The sequence below is a fragment of the Streptosporangium minutum genome, assembly GCF_002149035.1.
Taxonomy (GTDB): Bacteria; Actinomycetota; Actinomycetes; order Streptosporangiales; family Streptosporangiaceae; genus Streptosporangium; species Streptosporangium minutum.
The window spans coordinates 1-15,392 of the sequence record NZ_NGFP01000011.1; the positions used below are offsets into that span (position 1 = coordinate 1).

The window sequence follows — 15,392 nt, forward strand, 5'->3', positions numbered from 1 at the left end:
CCCCTCCCCCGGGCTGCTCCTTCCACCCCCGCTGCGCCCTGGCCCGGGACGTCTGCCGGACCGAGGCCCCGCCGCTGGAGATCCACGGCCCCGGGGAGAGGAAGGTGGCCTGCCACTTCCCCGGCTGACGGCCCTCTGCTCGCGGGCCCCTGCTCGCGGCGCCCCGACCGACGGCGTCACACCTTTGACCACGGTGCCACCGAACAGCACGCGGAAAGGGCGGGGCAGGCCGTCGATTCTTGACGTAAAGGCCAGCTGTTTCCCGCAAAAGTGCCACATATATCTGTGTTCAGACGATGAAGACATTGGAGGGATGATGCGCACCAAGCGGATCTTCCACGCGGTCGACTCCCACACCGAGGGCATGCCGACCCGCGTGATCACCGGTGGCGTCGGGGTCATCCCGGGGGCCACCATGGCCGAGCGCCGCGTGCATTTCCGGGAGCATCTCGACCACCTGCGCACCCTGCTGATGTACGAGCCGCGCGGGCACGCCTCGATGAGCGGTGCGATCCTGCAGCCGCCGACCCGCCCCGACGCGGACTGGGGGGTGCTGTTCATCGAGGTGTCCGGCTACCTGCCCATGTGCGGGCACGGCACGATCGGCGTCTCGACCGTGCTGGTGGAGACGGGGATGGTGCCGGTCTCCGAGCCCGTCACGACGGTGCGCCTGGACACCCCCGCCGGGCTGGTGGTCGTGGACGTCGCGGTCGAGGACGGGGTGGCCAGAGGGGTGACCCTGCGCAACGTCCCGGCCTACAGCGACCGGCTCGACGCGGTGGCCGAGGTGCCGGGATTCGGGAGCGTCCGCTACGACCTGGCCTACGGCGGCAACTTCTACGCCATCGTCGACCTCGACGACTACGGGCTGCCGTTCGACCGCAAGGCCAAGAACGAGATCGTGGCGGCCGGCCTGGCGACGATGGACGCGATCAACACCGCCGACGAGCCCGTACACCCCGAAGACCCCCGGATCCGCGGCGTCGGGCACGTCTACTTCACCGCTCCGGGCTCGGACGCGCGGCATTCGCGGCACGCCATGGCGATCTACCCCGGCTGGTTCGACCGCTCCCCCTGCGGCACGGGGACCAGCGCCCGCATGGCCCAGCTGCACGCGCGCGGCGAGCTGGAGATCGGCGCGGACTTCCTCAACGAGTCCTTCATCGGCTCGACCTTCACCGGGCGGCTGGTCGAGCCGGCGACGGTGGCCGGTCGGCCGGCGGTCGTCCCGACGGTCACCGGACGGGCCTGGATCACCGGCACGGCCCAGTACTTCCTGTCGCCCGACGACCCCTTCCCCGCCGGATTCACGCTGTAGCCGCACCACCGGGAATCCGCGTTCGTGAACCTGCGCGACCTCCCGCTGAACCCGAACGGCAAGACCGACAGGAAACGCCTGGCCGATCTTCTCTCCCGGCTGTCCGGCGTCCGGTGACGGTCACCTGCCGTCCGTGGCCGGGTGAGCGCGGGGGCGCGCGACCGTGACCGCGCGCAACCTCGGTCGCACGCCCCCGCTCATTCAGCCGTCCCGGTCCGGATCAGTAGACGACCGGCACGTCGACGGAGACGGAGTTCGGGCCGGGCAGGGGCGTGCCGCCGCCGCCGGGGCCCGCGGGGCCGGGGGTGATCACTACTTTGGCGCGGACCGTGGTCCCGGAGGCCACGGTCGTGGTGACGCCCTCGACGGTGAAGGAGTTGTTCCAGATGCTCAGTGCCCGGCTCCCCGAGCCGAGCAGGGCGCCGCCGACGATCGTGCCGGAGACCTCCGCGCCGACGTTGCGGGGGTTGACCGGGGGCTCGGAGATGCCGAGGGCGCCGACGATCCCGTAGACCCGCACCTCGCTGCCGGTGACGTCCACACACGCCTTGACGTTCAGACCCTGGATCGGGCCGCCGGTGCTGCAGGTGGTCGTCGTCGTGAGAGTCGCGGCCGAGGCGGGAGCGCTCATGGCGAGCCCGCCCGCGATGGCGGCCCCGGCCATCAGGAGCGCGAGACCACGGTTGACGATCTGGTTCATCGAGTTCCTCCGTTGGGATCGGGTGCCCGGCCCCATTGCCGGGCGCCCGTGATTTATAAGATTTCACATGTCACATTGCACTCCAACGATCTCTGGGTGAATTGCAGGGAAATTGCTCAGACTGCCGTGGAACGCTGCAATCCTGCGGCGCCGTGCAATGAAACGCCGGGCGGGAGCGGTGTTTCCGCGCCCGCCCGGCCGCCGGCGCGCCACGGCGGGCCGGATCACGCCACCCGCGCCGGCGGCCCGCCCCCGAAAAGCGCCGGCCCGCCACGCCACGGAGGCGGGACGGGCCGGCGGTGGTCCGGACCGCTCCGGAGCGCTACGGAGCGGCGCTTTGGAGCGCTACGGAGCGGCGGTTCGGGCCGCTACGGAGTGGCCTTGTCGGGACGCTCGGAGATGCGGATGGCGTTGACCATGGGATTGCCGACCCGCTCGGCGAAGCGCACGTTGAGCTGGCCGTCGGTGACCTTCACCGTGTACTGCCGGTTGACGGCGGTGTAGGTGCCGGTCTCCAGAGCCAGGTCCAGCGCGGGGATCGCGAGCTGGCCCTCGACGAGGACGTCGAAGACGCGCTTGCCCGCACGTGTGTCCCGGGTGTCGGCGAAGCCCAGCTCGACGGTGTAGGTGCCGTTGGGCACCTGGTCGAACCGGTACTCCAGCATCGACTCCCGAGCACTCCTGAACAGCGCCTGCTCGGTGGTGCCCTTGATCGTCTTGCTGGTCGTGCTCGTCTTGTTGCTGCCCACGTAGCCGTGGCCGCCCGCGCTGTACTTGCGGTCGGCGGTCCAGCGGTCGCCGACGGCGTCGACGACGTCCTTGGTGCCGCCCGCGTCGACGGCGACCTGGTGCCTGGGCACCACGACCGTCACGGTGATCTCGATCTGCGGGTTGCGGCCGCTCGCCGAGCGCACCAGCAGCTTGCCGGTGCGGACGGCGCCCGGCTGGACGCCCGCGCTGGAGGCGGTGACCTTCAACGTCACCGACTTGCCCGAGCCGAGCTCGCCCGCGGCGGGCGTCACGCTCAGCCAGCCCTGGGCGGGATCGGTCACGACGGTGTAGGTCGTGGCGCCTCCCAGGTTGGCCAGATCGACGGTGCCGGTCCTGGTGGACTCGGCCGGCATCACCAGGGTCAGCTCACCGGCCGAGGCCGTCACCCGGCCGGTGGCCAGAGCGGTGTCGACCCGGGTCAGGGTCCCGGCGGTGACGGTGACCTCCTGGGTGAAGGTCCCGTAGTTGTCCTTGGAGACCTCGACCTGGTAGTCGCCCACCAGAACCTGCCCGAGGAACGTGCCGCTCTCCCCGGTGGTGAAGGTCGCCACGTCACCCACCTTGACCGTCGCGCCCGCCAGCGGCTTGCCGTCGTTGGCGTCGGTGACGGTGCCGGTCAGCAGCCCGTGCCGGCTCGCGGCGAAGGTCAGGCTCTGGCCGTCGGCGAGCGCGGCGCTGTTGTGGGAGTACTGCAGCGCGTCTGTGCCGCCCGGGCTCTCGACGCCCACCGTGGCGCTGGTCCCGGAGGCGCGTTCGCTGGTGATGCCGCGGTAGCGGAATCCGATCGAACCGTCCTCGCCGAGCAGCGTCGAGAAGGAGATTCGCGGGGCGGCGTCGGAGTAGAACCGGGCGTTGCGCCATTCGATGACGAAGGTGCGCTTGGGCGCGGTTCCGATGGTGGCGGTGTAGACCCCTGACTGGTCGTCCAGCACCAGGTCGTCCCAGTAGGGATAGATCGCCGCGTTGGGCGCGGCGGCGGAGGGCAGGGCGCTGTTGCCGGCCGTGGTGCTGCTGGCGGCGAAGTTCAGGAAGCCGTTGCTGCTGATCCAGCCGCTGGTGTAGCCGCTCCCGTAGAACGGGAAGGTGAACGGCAGCGTGACCGGCTGGGCCGCGTCGTCGCCGGTGAGCGAGTGCTTGTCGGTGCCCGCGACGTACGCCTCGGCGGCGGCGGCGCAGGTGTAGCCGAAGGAGTCGGCCCGGCGCGGCAGGTCGACGTCCTTGGTCAGGTCGCCGTTCACCGTGATCGGCACGGTGAGAGCGCCCGCGCACCGGGAGACCGGGGTGATCCTCAGCTCGTGGCCGCCGTTCGGCAGCGTGAGCCGGTACCGTCCGGCGGCGTCGGTGACCGCGCTGACCGGCGTGCCCACCGCGGCCACCGTGGCGCCCGCCTCGGGCGCGCCCGCGGCGGTGACCGTCCCCGACACCGTGCCCGCGGGCCGCTGCGTCAGCGGCACGTCCTTGGTGACGCTCTGGTCGGCCACGACGGTGACGGTCGCCGTCGCGTCCTCGTAGCCGAACTTCTTGACGGTGATCTGGTAGTCGCCCGCCAGCAGGCGCGGCAGCGCGTACGTCCCGTCCTGCCCGGTGGTGACCGTACGGCTCAGCGGACCGGTGACGGTGAGGGTCGCCGCGGCCACCGGCGTGCCGCCGGAGGTGACGGTGCCCTGCAGCGCGCCGAGCGCCCCGACCGGGGCGGCCTGGACCGCGGCGAACGTGTCGAGCTTGCCTTCGCCCCAGACGTTGTTGTCGGCGGCGGTGCCGCCGCAGCGGGTGTCGTCGACGTCGACCGCGGTCCGATCGAGCAGCTCCCGCGTGGCGGCGATGTCGCCCTGCAGGGCCGGCGAGGCGGACCACATGAGCGCCACGGTGGCCGCCACGTGCGGGCTGGCCATCGACGTGCCGGAGAAGGAGTCGTAACCGCCGGGCACCGACGAGCGCACGTTGACGCCGGGCGCCGCGAGGTTGGGCTTGATCTCGCCGTTCTCACCGGAACCGCGGGTGGAGAAGCTCGCGATGGCGTTGTTGACGTCGAAGGCGCCGGCGCTGTAGCTGGAGCCGTACTGGCCGGGCGAGCCGCTGGAGTTGCAGCCCGCGCCGGTGACGTTGCCGTTGGAGAAGGCCGGGAAGATGCCCGCCGCCACCCACGCCTCGACGATCTCCTTGTACCAGGCGTCGAAGCCGGCGCCGCCCCAGGAGTTGTTGACGATGTCCGGCGCCAGGTCGGGGCGCGGGTTGTCGCCGTTCAGGTCGGTGGGCGCGAGCACCCACTGCCCGGCGGCGAGCAGCGAGGCGTCGGAGCAGCTGTTGGTCTCGCAGCCCTTCGCCGCGATCCACTTGGCGCCGGGGGCGACGCCGATGGTGTTGGCGCCCTCGCCACCCACCATGGTGCCCATCGTATGGGTGCCGTGGTCGTTGTTGTCGCACGGCGCGGCGCTCGGGCACACACCCGCCGGGTCGAACCAGTTGTAGTCGTGCTCGACGCTGCCGTCGGCCTTCTTGCCGCGATACTGCGCGGCCAGCGCCGGGTGGTCGAACTGGACGCCGGAGTCGATGTTGGCCACGACGACGCCCTCACCGCGGGTGCCGAGCTCGCTCCAGACCCTCGGGGCGTTGACGCGGTCGATGTTCCACTCGACCGCGTCGACCTTCGCCGTCTCCTTGCCCGGCAGCGGCTCGGGCAGCTTGGTGACGCGGCCGGGCTCGATCCGCTCCACCTCCGGCAGCTTCGCGATCTCCTCGGCCAGCTTGGCGTCGCCGGTCACCTGGACGGCGTTGGCGATCCAGAACGGCGTGAAGTCGGCGTGCTCGGCGGTGAGGAGTTTGCGCAGGCCCGCCTGCGATGACGTGGCGACCTCGGTCTTGGCCCGGAAGACCTGCCTGGCCTTCTCGGTCTTGGTCTTCGCGCTGCGGGCCGCGCTGAGGTCGGCGTCGCTCTTCAGGCGCACCCAGAAGGTGGCCTTGTCGTCCGCGGCCAGCTCCGCCTGGACAGTCTTGTGGATCTTCTCGGGGTCGGGCGCGGCCTGGGCCACGCTCTGGGGGAGCATGAGCGCGAGGGCGGCGACGGACCCGATCAGGACCGCTCGCCAGTGCCGGGGGGTATGGGACACACGATCTCCTTCACGCCGGGCGGGAGTGTCCCGCCGGGGAAAGCGACGTGGGATGCACATGATCTTTACATCCCACGTGGAGAATCGTGAATCGATCTTGTCGATTTTTCAAGCTTTTGGATGGTTAAAATACGATGTACCCGAGATCACCGGCGGAGGCCGCAGCCCGGCCGGGTGCTCGATCAGCCATGACGGCGCCTCGGACCAGGGAAAACCGCCCGGTCGACGATGTGCGCCGTACGCTCACACGCGTGTTCCGCGCCCCACGAGCTCCCGCGATCGTCACGCGAACGCCCCGAATTTCCACAGTTTTTCGCAATTGTCACACTGACGTCGTGAAAGTCCAGAGATTCCCATAAACGTTACGCGGACGCCCCGAATGTCGGGAGTTTCACTCAATCGTCGCGCGGACGCCCCAGGTGTCTGGAGAGCGGCCTCGATCGACCGGACGCTCTGCGGCACACGCCGGGCGCGCTGACCGCGGACACCGGTGCCGACGGTCAGGGCGCCTGGGCCGCGCCCGGACGGGAGCGGGGCGATCAGCTTTTGACGGCCCGCAGGATGACGAACTTCGGGTCGCTCGTGACGACCTCGCAGTTACCGAAGATCCGGCGCAGCTTCACGTGGTAGCCGAGGTGCCGGTTGCCGATCACCCACAGTTCGCCGCCACGGCGCAGCGCGGCGCGCGCCCCGGTGAACATGCGCCAGGCCGTCGCGTCGGTCGTCGCCTGGTGGGTGTGGAACGGCGGGTTGTTCAGCACCAGGTCCACCGTCCCGGCCGGCACACCCGACAGGCCGTCACCCACCACGAACCGCGCCCTGGTGTCCGCGCCGATGTTCGCCCGGAACGTGGCCTCCGCCGAGGCCACCGCCTGGTAGGACTCGTCGATGAACATCACCTCGGCTCCGGGGTTGGCCAGCGCCGCGGCCACTCCGACCACCCCGTTGCCGCAGCCCAGGTCCACGACGCGCTCGGGGCCCCGGCGGCTGGGGAGGTTCCGCAGGAGGAAGCGGGTGCCGATGTCGAGGCGTTCGGCGCAGAAGATGCCCGCGTGGTTGGTGACGGTCAGGCCCGAGGCCGCTCCGATGCCGGTGGGCAGTGCGTAGCTCCGCGGCCACGGGCCGGCGTCCCGGACGGCCTGAGGGGCCGGTGAGCAGAAGATGAGCCGCGCCTTCCTGGCCGCCAGCGACGTCCGGGTCGGCCCGAGGATCCGCTCGAACAGCTTCAGGGTCGAGGTGTGGATCTCGGTGACCATCCCCGTGCCGACGACGACGGTGCCCGCGTGGACGTGGGGCGCGAGCCGGTGCAGCTGATCCTCCAGGAGCGCGAGGCTCTTGGGCACCCGGATCAACAGCACGTCGATCCGGTCCGGTGGCGTGTCCCTGGTCGACAGCAGTCGCACCATGTCCGCGTCGACCCCGTTGCGCTTCAGGTTGCCCCGGGTCGCCTCCTGGGTGAGGAAGGAGTCGGTGATCTGCGTGGGGCGGTGACCGGCCAGCGCGGTGACCAGGGCACCCCACCGGTCGCCCACCACGACCACGGTGCCCGACAGGTCCGTCGGCTCATCGTCGATTCCGTCCAGGTGCCGCAGCAGGTATTCGTCGGAGGCGTCCCAGGCGCGGAGCATGTCACGGGGATCATCGGGGAAGCGGGTGAGGTCGAACTCACCCCTTGACGTCGTCAAACGGTTCATCGTGCCCTCAGGCTAGCCGAATCCCCCGTCACCACGGAGAACGCCGTGATGCCGCCGTCCGCGATACGGTTCCCTCGTGCCCCGATCGACCGAAGCCGGACCGTCCGCCTCCCCCGTGACCGCCGACGACCTCGACCGGGCCGTCCGGCTCGCCGTCGGCATCCTCCGGGAGGCGCCCCCGGAGGCCTGGGACGAAAAGGCCGGCTCGCTGGAGTGGGGCTGCTGGGAGACCGTCGAGCACCTCAGCGACGACCTCTTCGCGTATGCCGCCCAGCTGGGCCTCAGGACACCGCCCCTGGACCGCGAGGTGCCCTTCGTGTGGGAGAGCCGGAGGCCCGGAGGCCCCCGGAACGCCGTCCACGCGGACCGCGCGGCGGGGCCGGCCGGGCTGTTGCAGGTGCTGGAGGCGAGCGGCGCGCTGCTGGTGGCCATGGTGCGCACGACGCCGTCGCGGGTCCGCGCTCACCATGTCTTCGGGGCGTCGGACCCGGAGGGCTTCGCCGCGATGGGGGTGGTCGAGACCCTGGTGCACACCCACGATCTGGCCGGAGGGCTCGGGCTCGACTGGGCCCCGCCCGCCGATCTGTGCTCGCGGGTGCTCACCCGGCTGTTCCCGGACGCCCCGACGACCACCGACCCCTGGACCACCCTGTTGTGGGCCACCGGACGCGCCGAGCTCGCCGGGCACCCGCGTCTCACCACATGGCGCTGGTACGGCGCGCCCCGGTCGTAGATCTCCCGGCGCCGCGGCCGGGAGACCCCGCCGGTTCCGTGGTCAGGCCGCGCCGGACGGGACCCCGCGGCGCTACCCCGTGCGCGCCGCACGGCTCCGTTCCACGATGAACGGGACGCCCCGCTCGACGAAGTCCTCGAAGTCCTCCGCCGTGTTGTACACATGCGTGGAGAGCCGCAGGAACCCGTGGCCTCTCCACGAGGTGATGGCGGTCTCGATGCCGAGCCGCACGGCGATGTCGTGCCGCAGTCCGTGGGCGGCCTCCTGATCCGCCGCCACGCCGCGCGGCAGGCGGACGAGCCGCAGGCCGCCGACGGGCGCGCCGACCGGCGCCGACGCGTCCGTTCCGGTCAGCTCGGACAGCGCCTCGGTGACGATGGCCTGCGCGTAGTCCCCGAGCTCTGCGATGTAGCGCCGTGCCGCGTCCCAGCCGTAGTGCTCCTCGACGGTGGCGAACGCGACCGGCGCGGCCAGATACGGGGTCACGTCGATGGTCCCCTGCTGGTCGAAGCGCGCGGGGAACGGTTCCGGAGCGGCCCATGAGTCGACGAGCGGGTGCAGGGACTGCGCATGCGGCCCCGAGGCGACGAGGGCCGCCGTCCCACGCGGCGCGCACGCGAACTTGTGCAGGTTGCCGACCCAGAAATCGGCGTCGATGCCGGCCAGCGGGTTCACGACGAGACCGGGCGCGTGCGCGGCGTCGACGAGCACGGGGATGCCGAGACGGCGGCCGTGGGCGGCGACGCGTCCGGCCGGCAACCGGCGGGCGGTCGCGGATGTGACGTCGTCGATGACGACGAGGGCGACGTCGTCCGTCATCTCGGCGGCGACCGCCGCGAACGCCTCGTCGTCGGTGGCGTCGAGGGGGATGTGCACGGTGGTCACGGAGCCGTCCCACCGGCGAGCAAGCCGTCCGGCCCCCATCAGGACCGCGCCATAGCCGTGGTCGGTCGTCACGATCCGCATCCCCCGCCACGCCGGCACGCTGTCGTACACCACGCTCACACCGCCGCTGGCGTTGGGGACGAGGGCCGTCGCGTCGGGGCTCGCGCCGAGGTAGGCGGCGATCTCCGCGCGCGCGGCGCCGACGCGGCCCACCAGGTCCGTGAACCATGCGCAGGGGTTCGCGTCCATGATCGTCTGGTACTCGCGTTGCGCGCGCTGAGCGGCGAGCGGGACGGCCCCGAACGATCCGTGATTGAGGTGCCGGACCGCCGGGTCGAGCGACCAGTCGGAGAGTGCGGGCTCGCCGGACGGCGTGAGCAGCGGGTCCGGACGGGGGATGCCGCCGGAACGCGCCGGACCGTCCGGTTCCGCGAGGGGCGACGCCGGCGACTTCATGCCGTCGATCATGCCAGTTCCCGCAGGAGCGAGCGCACCCACGGTGGACGGCCGCCTTGTCCGCCAGGGCCGGCGTGCCCGCCTCCGCCGGGCCGGCGGAGGCCCGGCCACCGGTGCCGCGACGCCCTCCGCGCCCTCACGGCTGGCACGCCTCCCGAGCCCATGCCAGATAGGCGGACGTCTCATTCGTGATGACGCGGTCCACCCCGTAGCCGGCCAAGCGCCGCCACGCGCTCTCGTCGTCGGGCGTCCAGGCGTAGACGGCCATGCCGTGGTCACGGTATTCGCGGGTCAGCGCCCCGCTCAGGTTGTCGTACCTGACGCCGACGAAGGAGAACTTCCCGGCGAGCGAGAGCGGCGGTGCGGTCGTGGACAGCAGGCCCTTGCGGGCGGGGATGGACCTGACCGCCTCCAGGGCCGAGGGGGAGAACGACATCAGGCTCGCCCACCGGTGGGCGCCGGACCGGTCGTAGTCGTCCTCCAGGGAGCGCAGGTCCTCGGCGTCCGGGACCTCCTTGAGCTCGACCAGCACCTCCTCCGCCCCGCCCCGGAGGAGCTCCAGGACTTCGGCCAGAGTCGGCGGGCGCTGGCCGTCCGCGGTGCGCAGCTCGCGGAACCGCGCCAGCGTCATGCCGGAGACCCGGCCCGTGCCCGAAGTGGTCCGGTCGACCGTGGCGTCGTGCATCAGCACCGGCTGGTGATCTTCGGTGAAACGCACGTCGAGCTCGACCCGCCCGGAGCCCGCCGCGAGCGCCTGCTCGAACGCCCGGGCGGTGTTCTCCGTGCCCCCGGCCCAGTAGCCCCGATGGGACACCACACCGGGTGTCCAGCATGTCGGCGGAGCCGTCCGGGCGAGACCGGGGGCCTGCCCGACCCCGCTCACGACCAGGGCCGACAGCAGCGAGACCCGCGCCGTTCCCCGCCCGATCCGCGCCCATCGGGACAGCTCTCCCCCGGCCCTTCCGGACCGGCGCACCGGTGCCCGGCCGGGACGGCCGGGCACCGGACTCCGCGCGCCGCCTCCCCGGGGTTGCCCGCCCCCGGCCGGCGGAATCGGCCCGGGGCCGGGGGCGGGCCGCCTCACGGCTACTTCCCGGCCGCTTCCCGCGAGCACGTGACGGAGGCCCTGCCGGGTCCGCCACGGAAGCAGGTGACCGCCAGCCGGCCTCTGGTGGACCGGCACGCCCCGGCGGGACGCCCGCCGATCAGCGGGACCGCGATTCGCTTCCGGATCATGATCTCTCCCCACGGTCCGCACCCTGTCGGCCGGGCCTGAGGCCGCCGGACGGTCAAGTCCCGGCACCCGGCCCGCAATGCATACGCAGAGTAGATAACCGATTACTCCACGTGCAAACACCTGAATGACTGTTCAGGCGTTCGGCGCCGCGGCGTCCGGAGCGGGCCGTACGCCGGCTCGGCGTCCCCGGACCGGCGTCGTCGCGCGGCGACCATCGCACCAACCCCCTTCTTTCACAAGAAAGGCGACAGAATATCCAGGGGATGATTTCAGCGTTCATGGCCAACAAAAGCAAGGAATATCCACTTGGAGCAAACGGGACAGAATGCCATCACCACGGATCAAGCGTTATATGAAATCCCCACAGAACAGAGCCGTAAGGGAATTCTTCTGTAGCGGGATATGGCAATGGGTAATCGCACTCTCTACGCTCCGTCATATGAGCAGAGCTTCATACGTTGTCGCCGATCCCGAGGCCTGCGCGGTGCGCATGGTGGATCCCGACCGGGTCATCGCGGTGGCCGGGACCATGCCGAAGACCGAGGTGATCGAAGAGCTGGCCCGGGTGTTCGGCCTGCTGTCCGACCCGGGGCGCCTGCGCGTGATCATCGCGCTGCTGGAAGGCGGTGAGATGTGCGTGTGCGACATCGCCGCGGCGTGCGGGCACAGCGAGTCGGCCGTCTCGCACGCGCTGCGCCTGCTCCGCGCCCACCATGTCGTACGGGTGCGCAGGTCCGGGCGGATGGCCTACCACCGGCTGGACGACTCCCACATCCGGATGCTGCTGGACCTCGGCCTGTCCCACGTCCACCACGTCCCGGCCGCGGGCTCCGCCGGTGAGACCCGCTGATGCCGGCCGCCGGAGGAGGTTCCATGGTCCTACCGCATCCCGGAGACGACCGGCACGACCACCATGACGGGCACGGAGACGTGCCCACCCCCGCGGAGGCGCAGCACCAGGCACCCGCACCGCGTCACGGGCACGGGCACGGGCATGGGCACGCCGTCGCGGCCGACGCGGACCGCCGGTATCTGACCGCCGCCCTCGTCCTGCTGGTCGTCTTCATGGCGGGCGAGGTCGTCGTCGGGTTCCTCGCGCGGTCCCTGGCGCTGATCTCCGACGCCGGGCACATGCTCACCGACTCCGCTTCGATCGTGTTCGCCCTGGTGGCGATGCGGCTGGCGACCCGCCCGCCACGCGGCGGCTTCACCTACGGGCTCAAGCGCGCCGAGATCCTGTCGGCGCAGCTCAACGGCGCGACTCTCCTGCTGCTCGCCGGGTTCTTCCTCTACGAGGCGATCCGGCGCCTCATCGCGCCGCCCGAGGTCGAGGGCGGTCTGGTGCTGGCCACCGCGCTGGCCGGCATCGCCGTCAACCTCGCGGCGACCTGGCTGCTCAGCAGGGCCGACAGGTCAAGCCTCAATGTCGAAGGCGCCTTCCAGCACATCGTCAACGACCTCTACGCCTTCATCGCCACCGCCCTGTCCGGGCTGGTGGTGCTGCTGACCGGCTTCGCCCGGGCGGACGCCATCGCCACGCTCATCGTGGCGGCGCTCATGCTCAAGGCGGGGTACGGCCTCATCCGCGACACCGGGCGGATATTCCTCCAGGCCGCGCCGTCCGGCCTGATCCCGGCGGAGATCGGCGCACGGCTCGCCGGCCAGCCCGACGTCGCCGAGGTCCACGACCTGCACATCTGGGAGCTCACCTCCGGCTACTCCTCACTGTCGGCACACGTGTTCGTCCGCCCCGAGGGCGACTGCGCCGCCGTACGGCGCCGCCTTCAGAGCCTGCTCGCCCGCTCCTACGAGATCACGCACACCACCCTCCAGGTCGATCCCGCCCCGGACGGCGGAGCCGGCGAGGGCGGGTGCGTCGACGCCGGCCACTGCGCCGATCCGCACGGCCCGCATTACCGGTCGCCGCGCGGCTGAGCCACCCGCCCCCTCAGCAGTCCGATCCGAACACGCTCACCCGCCGAGGAGAACACCGGAGAACGATGACCACCGAGAGAAGTCATTCGATGACAGAACGCGAGAGAGACGGCATCGCGGCGCACGGAGTGCCGCCCCCGCACCCCGGAGGTCGTGTCCCGGCGGCCGTGGAGGTCACCGCACGATGACCGGGGGCATCCTCCGCCGGCCGGTCGCCGGCGTCCTCACCTCAGTGGTCCTGGCGTGCCTGACGTCCACCGCGTGTTCCGGCGCGCGGAGCGAGGACACGCTGGAGCGGGTGCGCGCCGCGGGATCCCTGCGGGTGGCTCTCACCCAGGCCAACCCGCCGTGGAACTTCCTCGACAGCGGCAACCGCCCGATGGGCTACGACGTGGACATCGCCCGTGAGGTGGCCAGGCGGACGGACATCGGCCGGGTGGAGTTCATCGGGTCCGACTTCGCGAGCTTCGTCGGAGGCATCCGGGCCGACCGGTTCGACATCGTCATCTCCGGCCAGACGGTCACGGCGGCGCGCAGCGAGCAGGTCGACTTCTCCCGGCCCTACGGCGTCAACCCCGTCGCCGTCTTCGTCCGTACCGGCGAGACCGCCATCGGCGGCCTCGCCGACCTGGCCGGCAAGAGGATCGCAGTGTCCGAGGGCACCGTGCAGGCCGACTTCGCGCGCACCCGGATCCCGGGCGCGGACGTCAGGACCTACCGGAACGCCACCCTCGGCCTGACGGACCTGTCGCGCGGACGTGCCGACGCCGCGCTGGTCTCCCGGTTCCAGGGGGTCTACCTGGCCGCCAGGAACGGCCTCACCGTCACGCCCGTGGGCCCGGTCCTGCGGCGCTACGTCCTCGCCATGTCCTTCCGCAAAGGATCGCCCGCCTTCAAACGGGCCGTCGACGGCGCCGTCGGCGACATGATCGGCGACGGCACGCTGTCGGCCATCTCCCGCCGATGGCTCGGCGGCGTCGACATGGCGGCCGAGCTGCGCGGACTGCCGGCGGACCAGGCCGGCTGAGACCCCGAACGATCGGAAGGGAGTGCGATTGATGGACCTGCTCACCCTGTCGTTGCCCAGCCTGCTCGGAGGCCTGGCCGTCACGGTCCTGCTCGGAGTGGTGTCGTTCGCGCTCGGCTCCGTGCTGGGCGGCCTCGTCACCCTGGCCAGGATCTCCCGGCATCGCGCGCTCAGAGTGGCCGCGGCCGCCTACGTCTCGGTGTTCCGCGGCACCCCTCTCCTCATCCAGATCATGCTCGTGTACTTCGGGCTCCCCCAGCTCGGAATCCAGCTCCCGCCCATCCCGTCGGCCATCCTCACTCTCACCCTCTACGCCGGCGCCTACCTCAGCGAGAACCTCCGCGGCGGCATCCTCTCCGTCGACAGGGGCCAGTGGGAGGCCGCCGGTTCGATGGGCATGACATACGGCCGGGCGCTGCGCCGGGTCGTCCTCCCCCAGGCCGTCCGGGTCGCCACCCCGGCCATCGGCGGCCGCTTCGTCTCCCTGATGAAGGACACCTCCCTCGCCTCGGTGATCACGGTCGTGGAACTGACCCGGGTGGCCGAGAGCGCCGGCAGTTCCTCCTTCCGATACGTCGAGGCCTTCGTGATGGCGGGCATCGTCTACTGGTTGGTCAACACCACCCTGTCCGTCGGGCAGGAAGTGCTGGAACGGCGGATGGGGAGGGCGTACACATGACCAGGACCGTCGCCATCGACGCGCGGGGCCTGCACAAGCGCTTCGGTGAGCTGGAAGTGCTCAGAAGCGTGGACCTGACCGTGCACAGCGGCGAGGTCGTAGTGATCATGGGCCCGTCCGGCTCCGGCAAGACCACCCTCCTGCGCTGCCTGAACCTCCTGGAGGAACCCGACGCCGGCAGCGTCACCGTCCACGGCCGGACCGTGGACTGCTCCTCCGCGCGCCACGGTCGCGCCCGCAACCGGTTGATCCGTGACATCCGCACCCGCACGGCGATGGTGTTCCAGCATCTCAACCTGTTCCCGCACATGACCGCCCTGGAGAACGTCATCGAGGGGCCGATCTCCGTCCGGCGCCTGCCACGCTCCTACGCGGTCGAAGCGGGCGAGCGCCTGCTGGCCCACGTCGGCCTGGCCGACAAGCGCGACGAGTATCCCGCCCGGCTGTCCGGCGGCCAGAAGCAGCGGGTCGCCATCGCCCGGGCACTCGCCATGGAACCGGAGGTGATCCTCTTCGACGAACCGACCTCGGCGCTCGACCCCGAACTGGGCGCGGAGGTGCTCCAGACCATGAAGGACCTGGCCGCCTACGGCATGACCATGGTGATCATCACCCACGAGATCGCCTTCGCCCGGGAGGTCGCCGACCGGGTGGCGTTCATGGACGCCGGCTACATCCTCGAAGAACAGCGACCGAACGTCTTCTTCAACAATCCGGCCACCCCTCGCGCCAGAGCGTTCCTCCGCCTCATGGCCGACACGGACGGCCCCCCACCGGGACTGGAGAAGACGGGCTGACCGGCCGGAAGGCCCGGAAGGCCGCCCCTCCGGAACCGCCGGCGCCGTACCGC

General features: G+C 71.3%; 12 protein-coding genes. 7 read left to right on the forward strand and 5 right to left on the reverse strand.

Translation table 11 applies throughout. From position 1 onward, the window contains the following. Window positions 1-316: 316 nt before the first annotated feature. Complete coding sequence (locus CA984_RS04155) at window positions 317-1,318, forward strand: proline racemase family protein (protein ID WP_086568434.1); 1,002 nt, start codon at window positions 317-319, stop codon at window positions 1,316-1,318. Between the two features lie 220 nt (window positions 1,319-1,538). Here the strand turns inward: CA984_RS04155 and CA984_RS04160 are convergent, their stop codons facing one another. From CA984_RS04160 to CA984_RS04170, 3 genes are all read right to left on the reverse strand, one after another. Then, a complete protein-coding gene (locus tag CA984_RS04160; protein ID WP_086568296.1) occupies window positions 1,539-2,018 on the reverse strand; it encodes a hypothetical protein in 480 nt (159 codons plus the stop codon). Between the two features lie 368 nt (window positions 2,019-2,386). Beyond that, window positions 2,387-5,896: a S8 family serine peptidase gene (locus tag CA984_RS04165; RefSeq protein WP_086568298.1), complete on the reverse strand. Its 3,510-nt coding sequence runs from the start codon at window positions 5,894-5,896 to the stop codon at window positions 2,387-2,389. Between the two features lie 539 nt (window positions 5,897-6,435). Then, window positions 6,436-7,590, reverse strand: a complete 1,155-nt coding sequence (locus CA984_RS04170; protein WP_086568300.1) for a methyltransferase — start codon at window positions 7,588-7,590, stop codon at window positions 6,436-6,438. Between the two features lie 76 nt (window positions 7,591-7,666). Between CA984_RS04170 and CA984_RS04175 the strand changes: the two genes are divergently transcribed. Continuing rightward, a complete protein-coding gene (locus tag CA984_RS04175) occupies window positions 7,667-8,323 on the forward strand; it encodes a hypothetical protein (protein WP_086568304.1) in 657 nt (218 codons plus the stop codon). Between the two features lie 72 nt (window positions 8,324-8,395). On the opposite strand, the gene CA984_RS04180 is transcribed toward CA984_RS04175, so the two are convergent. After that, window positions 8,396-9,664 carry an aminotransferase class V-fold PLP-dependent enzyme gene (locus CA984_RS04180; RefSeq protein WP_242675721.1) on the reverse strand — a complete coding sequence of 423 codons (1,269 nt, stop codon included), beginning with the start codon at window positions 9,662-9,664 and terminating at the stop codon, window positions 8,396-8,398. Between the two features lie 136 nt (window positions 9,665-9,800). Next, entirely contained in the window at window positions 9,801-10,667 is an 867-nt protein-coding gene (locus CA984_RS04185; protein WP_165781095.1) for a glycerophosphodiester phosphodiesterase, read from the reverse strand. 673 nt (window positions 10,668-11,340) lie between these two features. Here CA984_RS04185 and CA984_RS04190 point away from each other — a divergent pair. The 5 genes from CA984_RS04190 (at window position 11,341) to CA984_RS04210 (ending at window position 15,339) form a co-directional block, all read left to right on the forward strand. Beyond that, on the forward strand, window positions 11,341-11,751 hold the full coding sequence (locus CA984_RS04190) for an ArsR/SmtB family transcription factor (protein WP_242675722.1): 411 nt from the start codon (window positions 11,341-11,343) through the stop codon (window positions 11,749-11,751). Window positions 11,752-11,774: 23 nt separating this feature from the next. Next, window positions 11,775-12,836, forward strand: a complete 1,062-nt coding sequence (locus CA984_RS04195) for a cation diffusion facilitator family transporter (protein ID WP_086568315.1) — start codon at window positions 11,775-11,777, stop codon at window positions 12,834-12,836. A 184-nt stretch (window positions 12,837-13,020) separates the two neighbouring features. Then, window positions 13,021-13,863: a transporter substrate-binding domain-containing protein gene (locus CA984_RS04200; protein WP_086568318.1), complete on the forward strand. Its 843-nt coding sequence runs from the start codon at window positions 13,021-13,023 to the stop codon at window positions 13,861-13,863. A 31-nt stretch (window positions 13,864-13,894) separates the two neighbouring features. Then, window positions 13,895-14,542: an amino acid ABC transporter permease gene (locus CA984_RS04205; RefSeq protein ID WP_086568321.1), complete on the forward strand. Its 648-nt coding sequence runs from the start codon at window positions 13,895-13,897 to the stop codon at window positions 14,540-14,542. Further along, window positions 14,539-15,339 carry an amino acid ABC transporter ATP-binding protein gene (locus tag CA984_RS04210; RefSeq protein WP_086568323.1) on the forward strand — a complete coding sequence of 267 codons (801 nt, stop codon included), beginning with the start codon at window positions 14,539-14,541 and terminating at the stop codon, window positions 15,337-15,339. The genes CA984_RS04205 and CA984_RS04210 overlap by 4 nt, the downstream gene beginning before the upstream one ends. The last annotated feature ends 53 nt before the right edge of the window (window positions 15,340-15,392 follow it).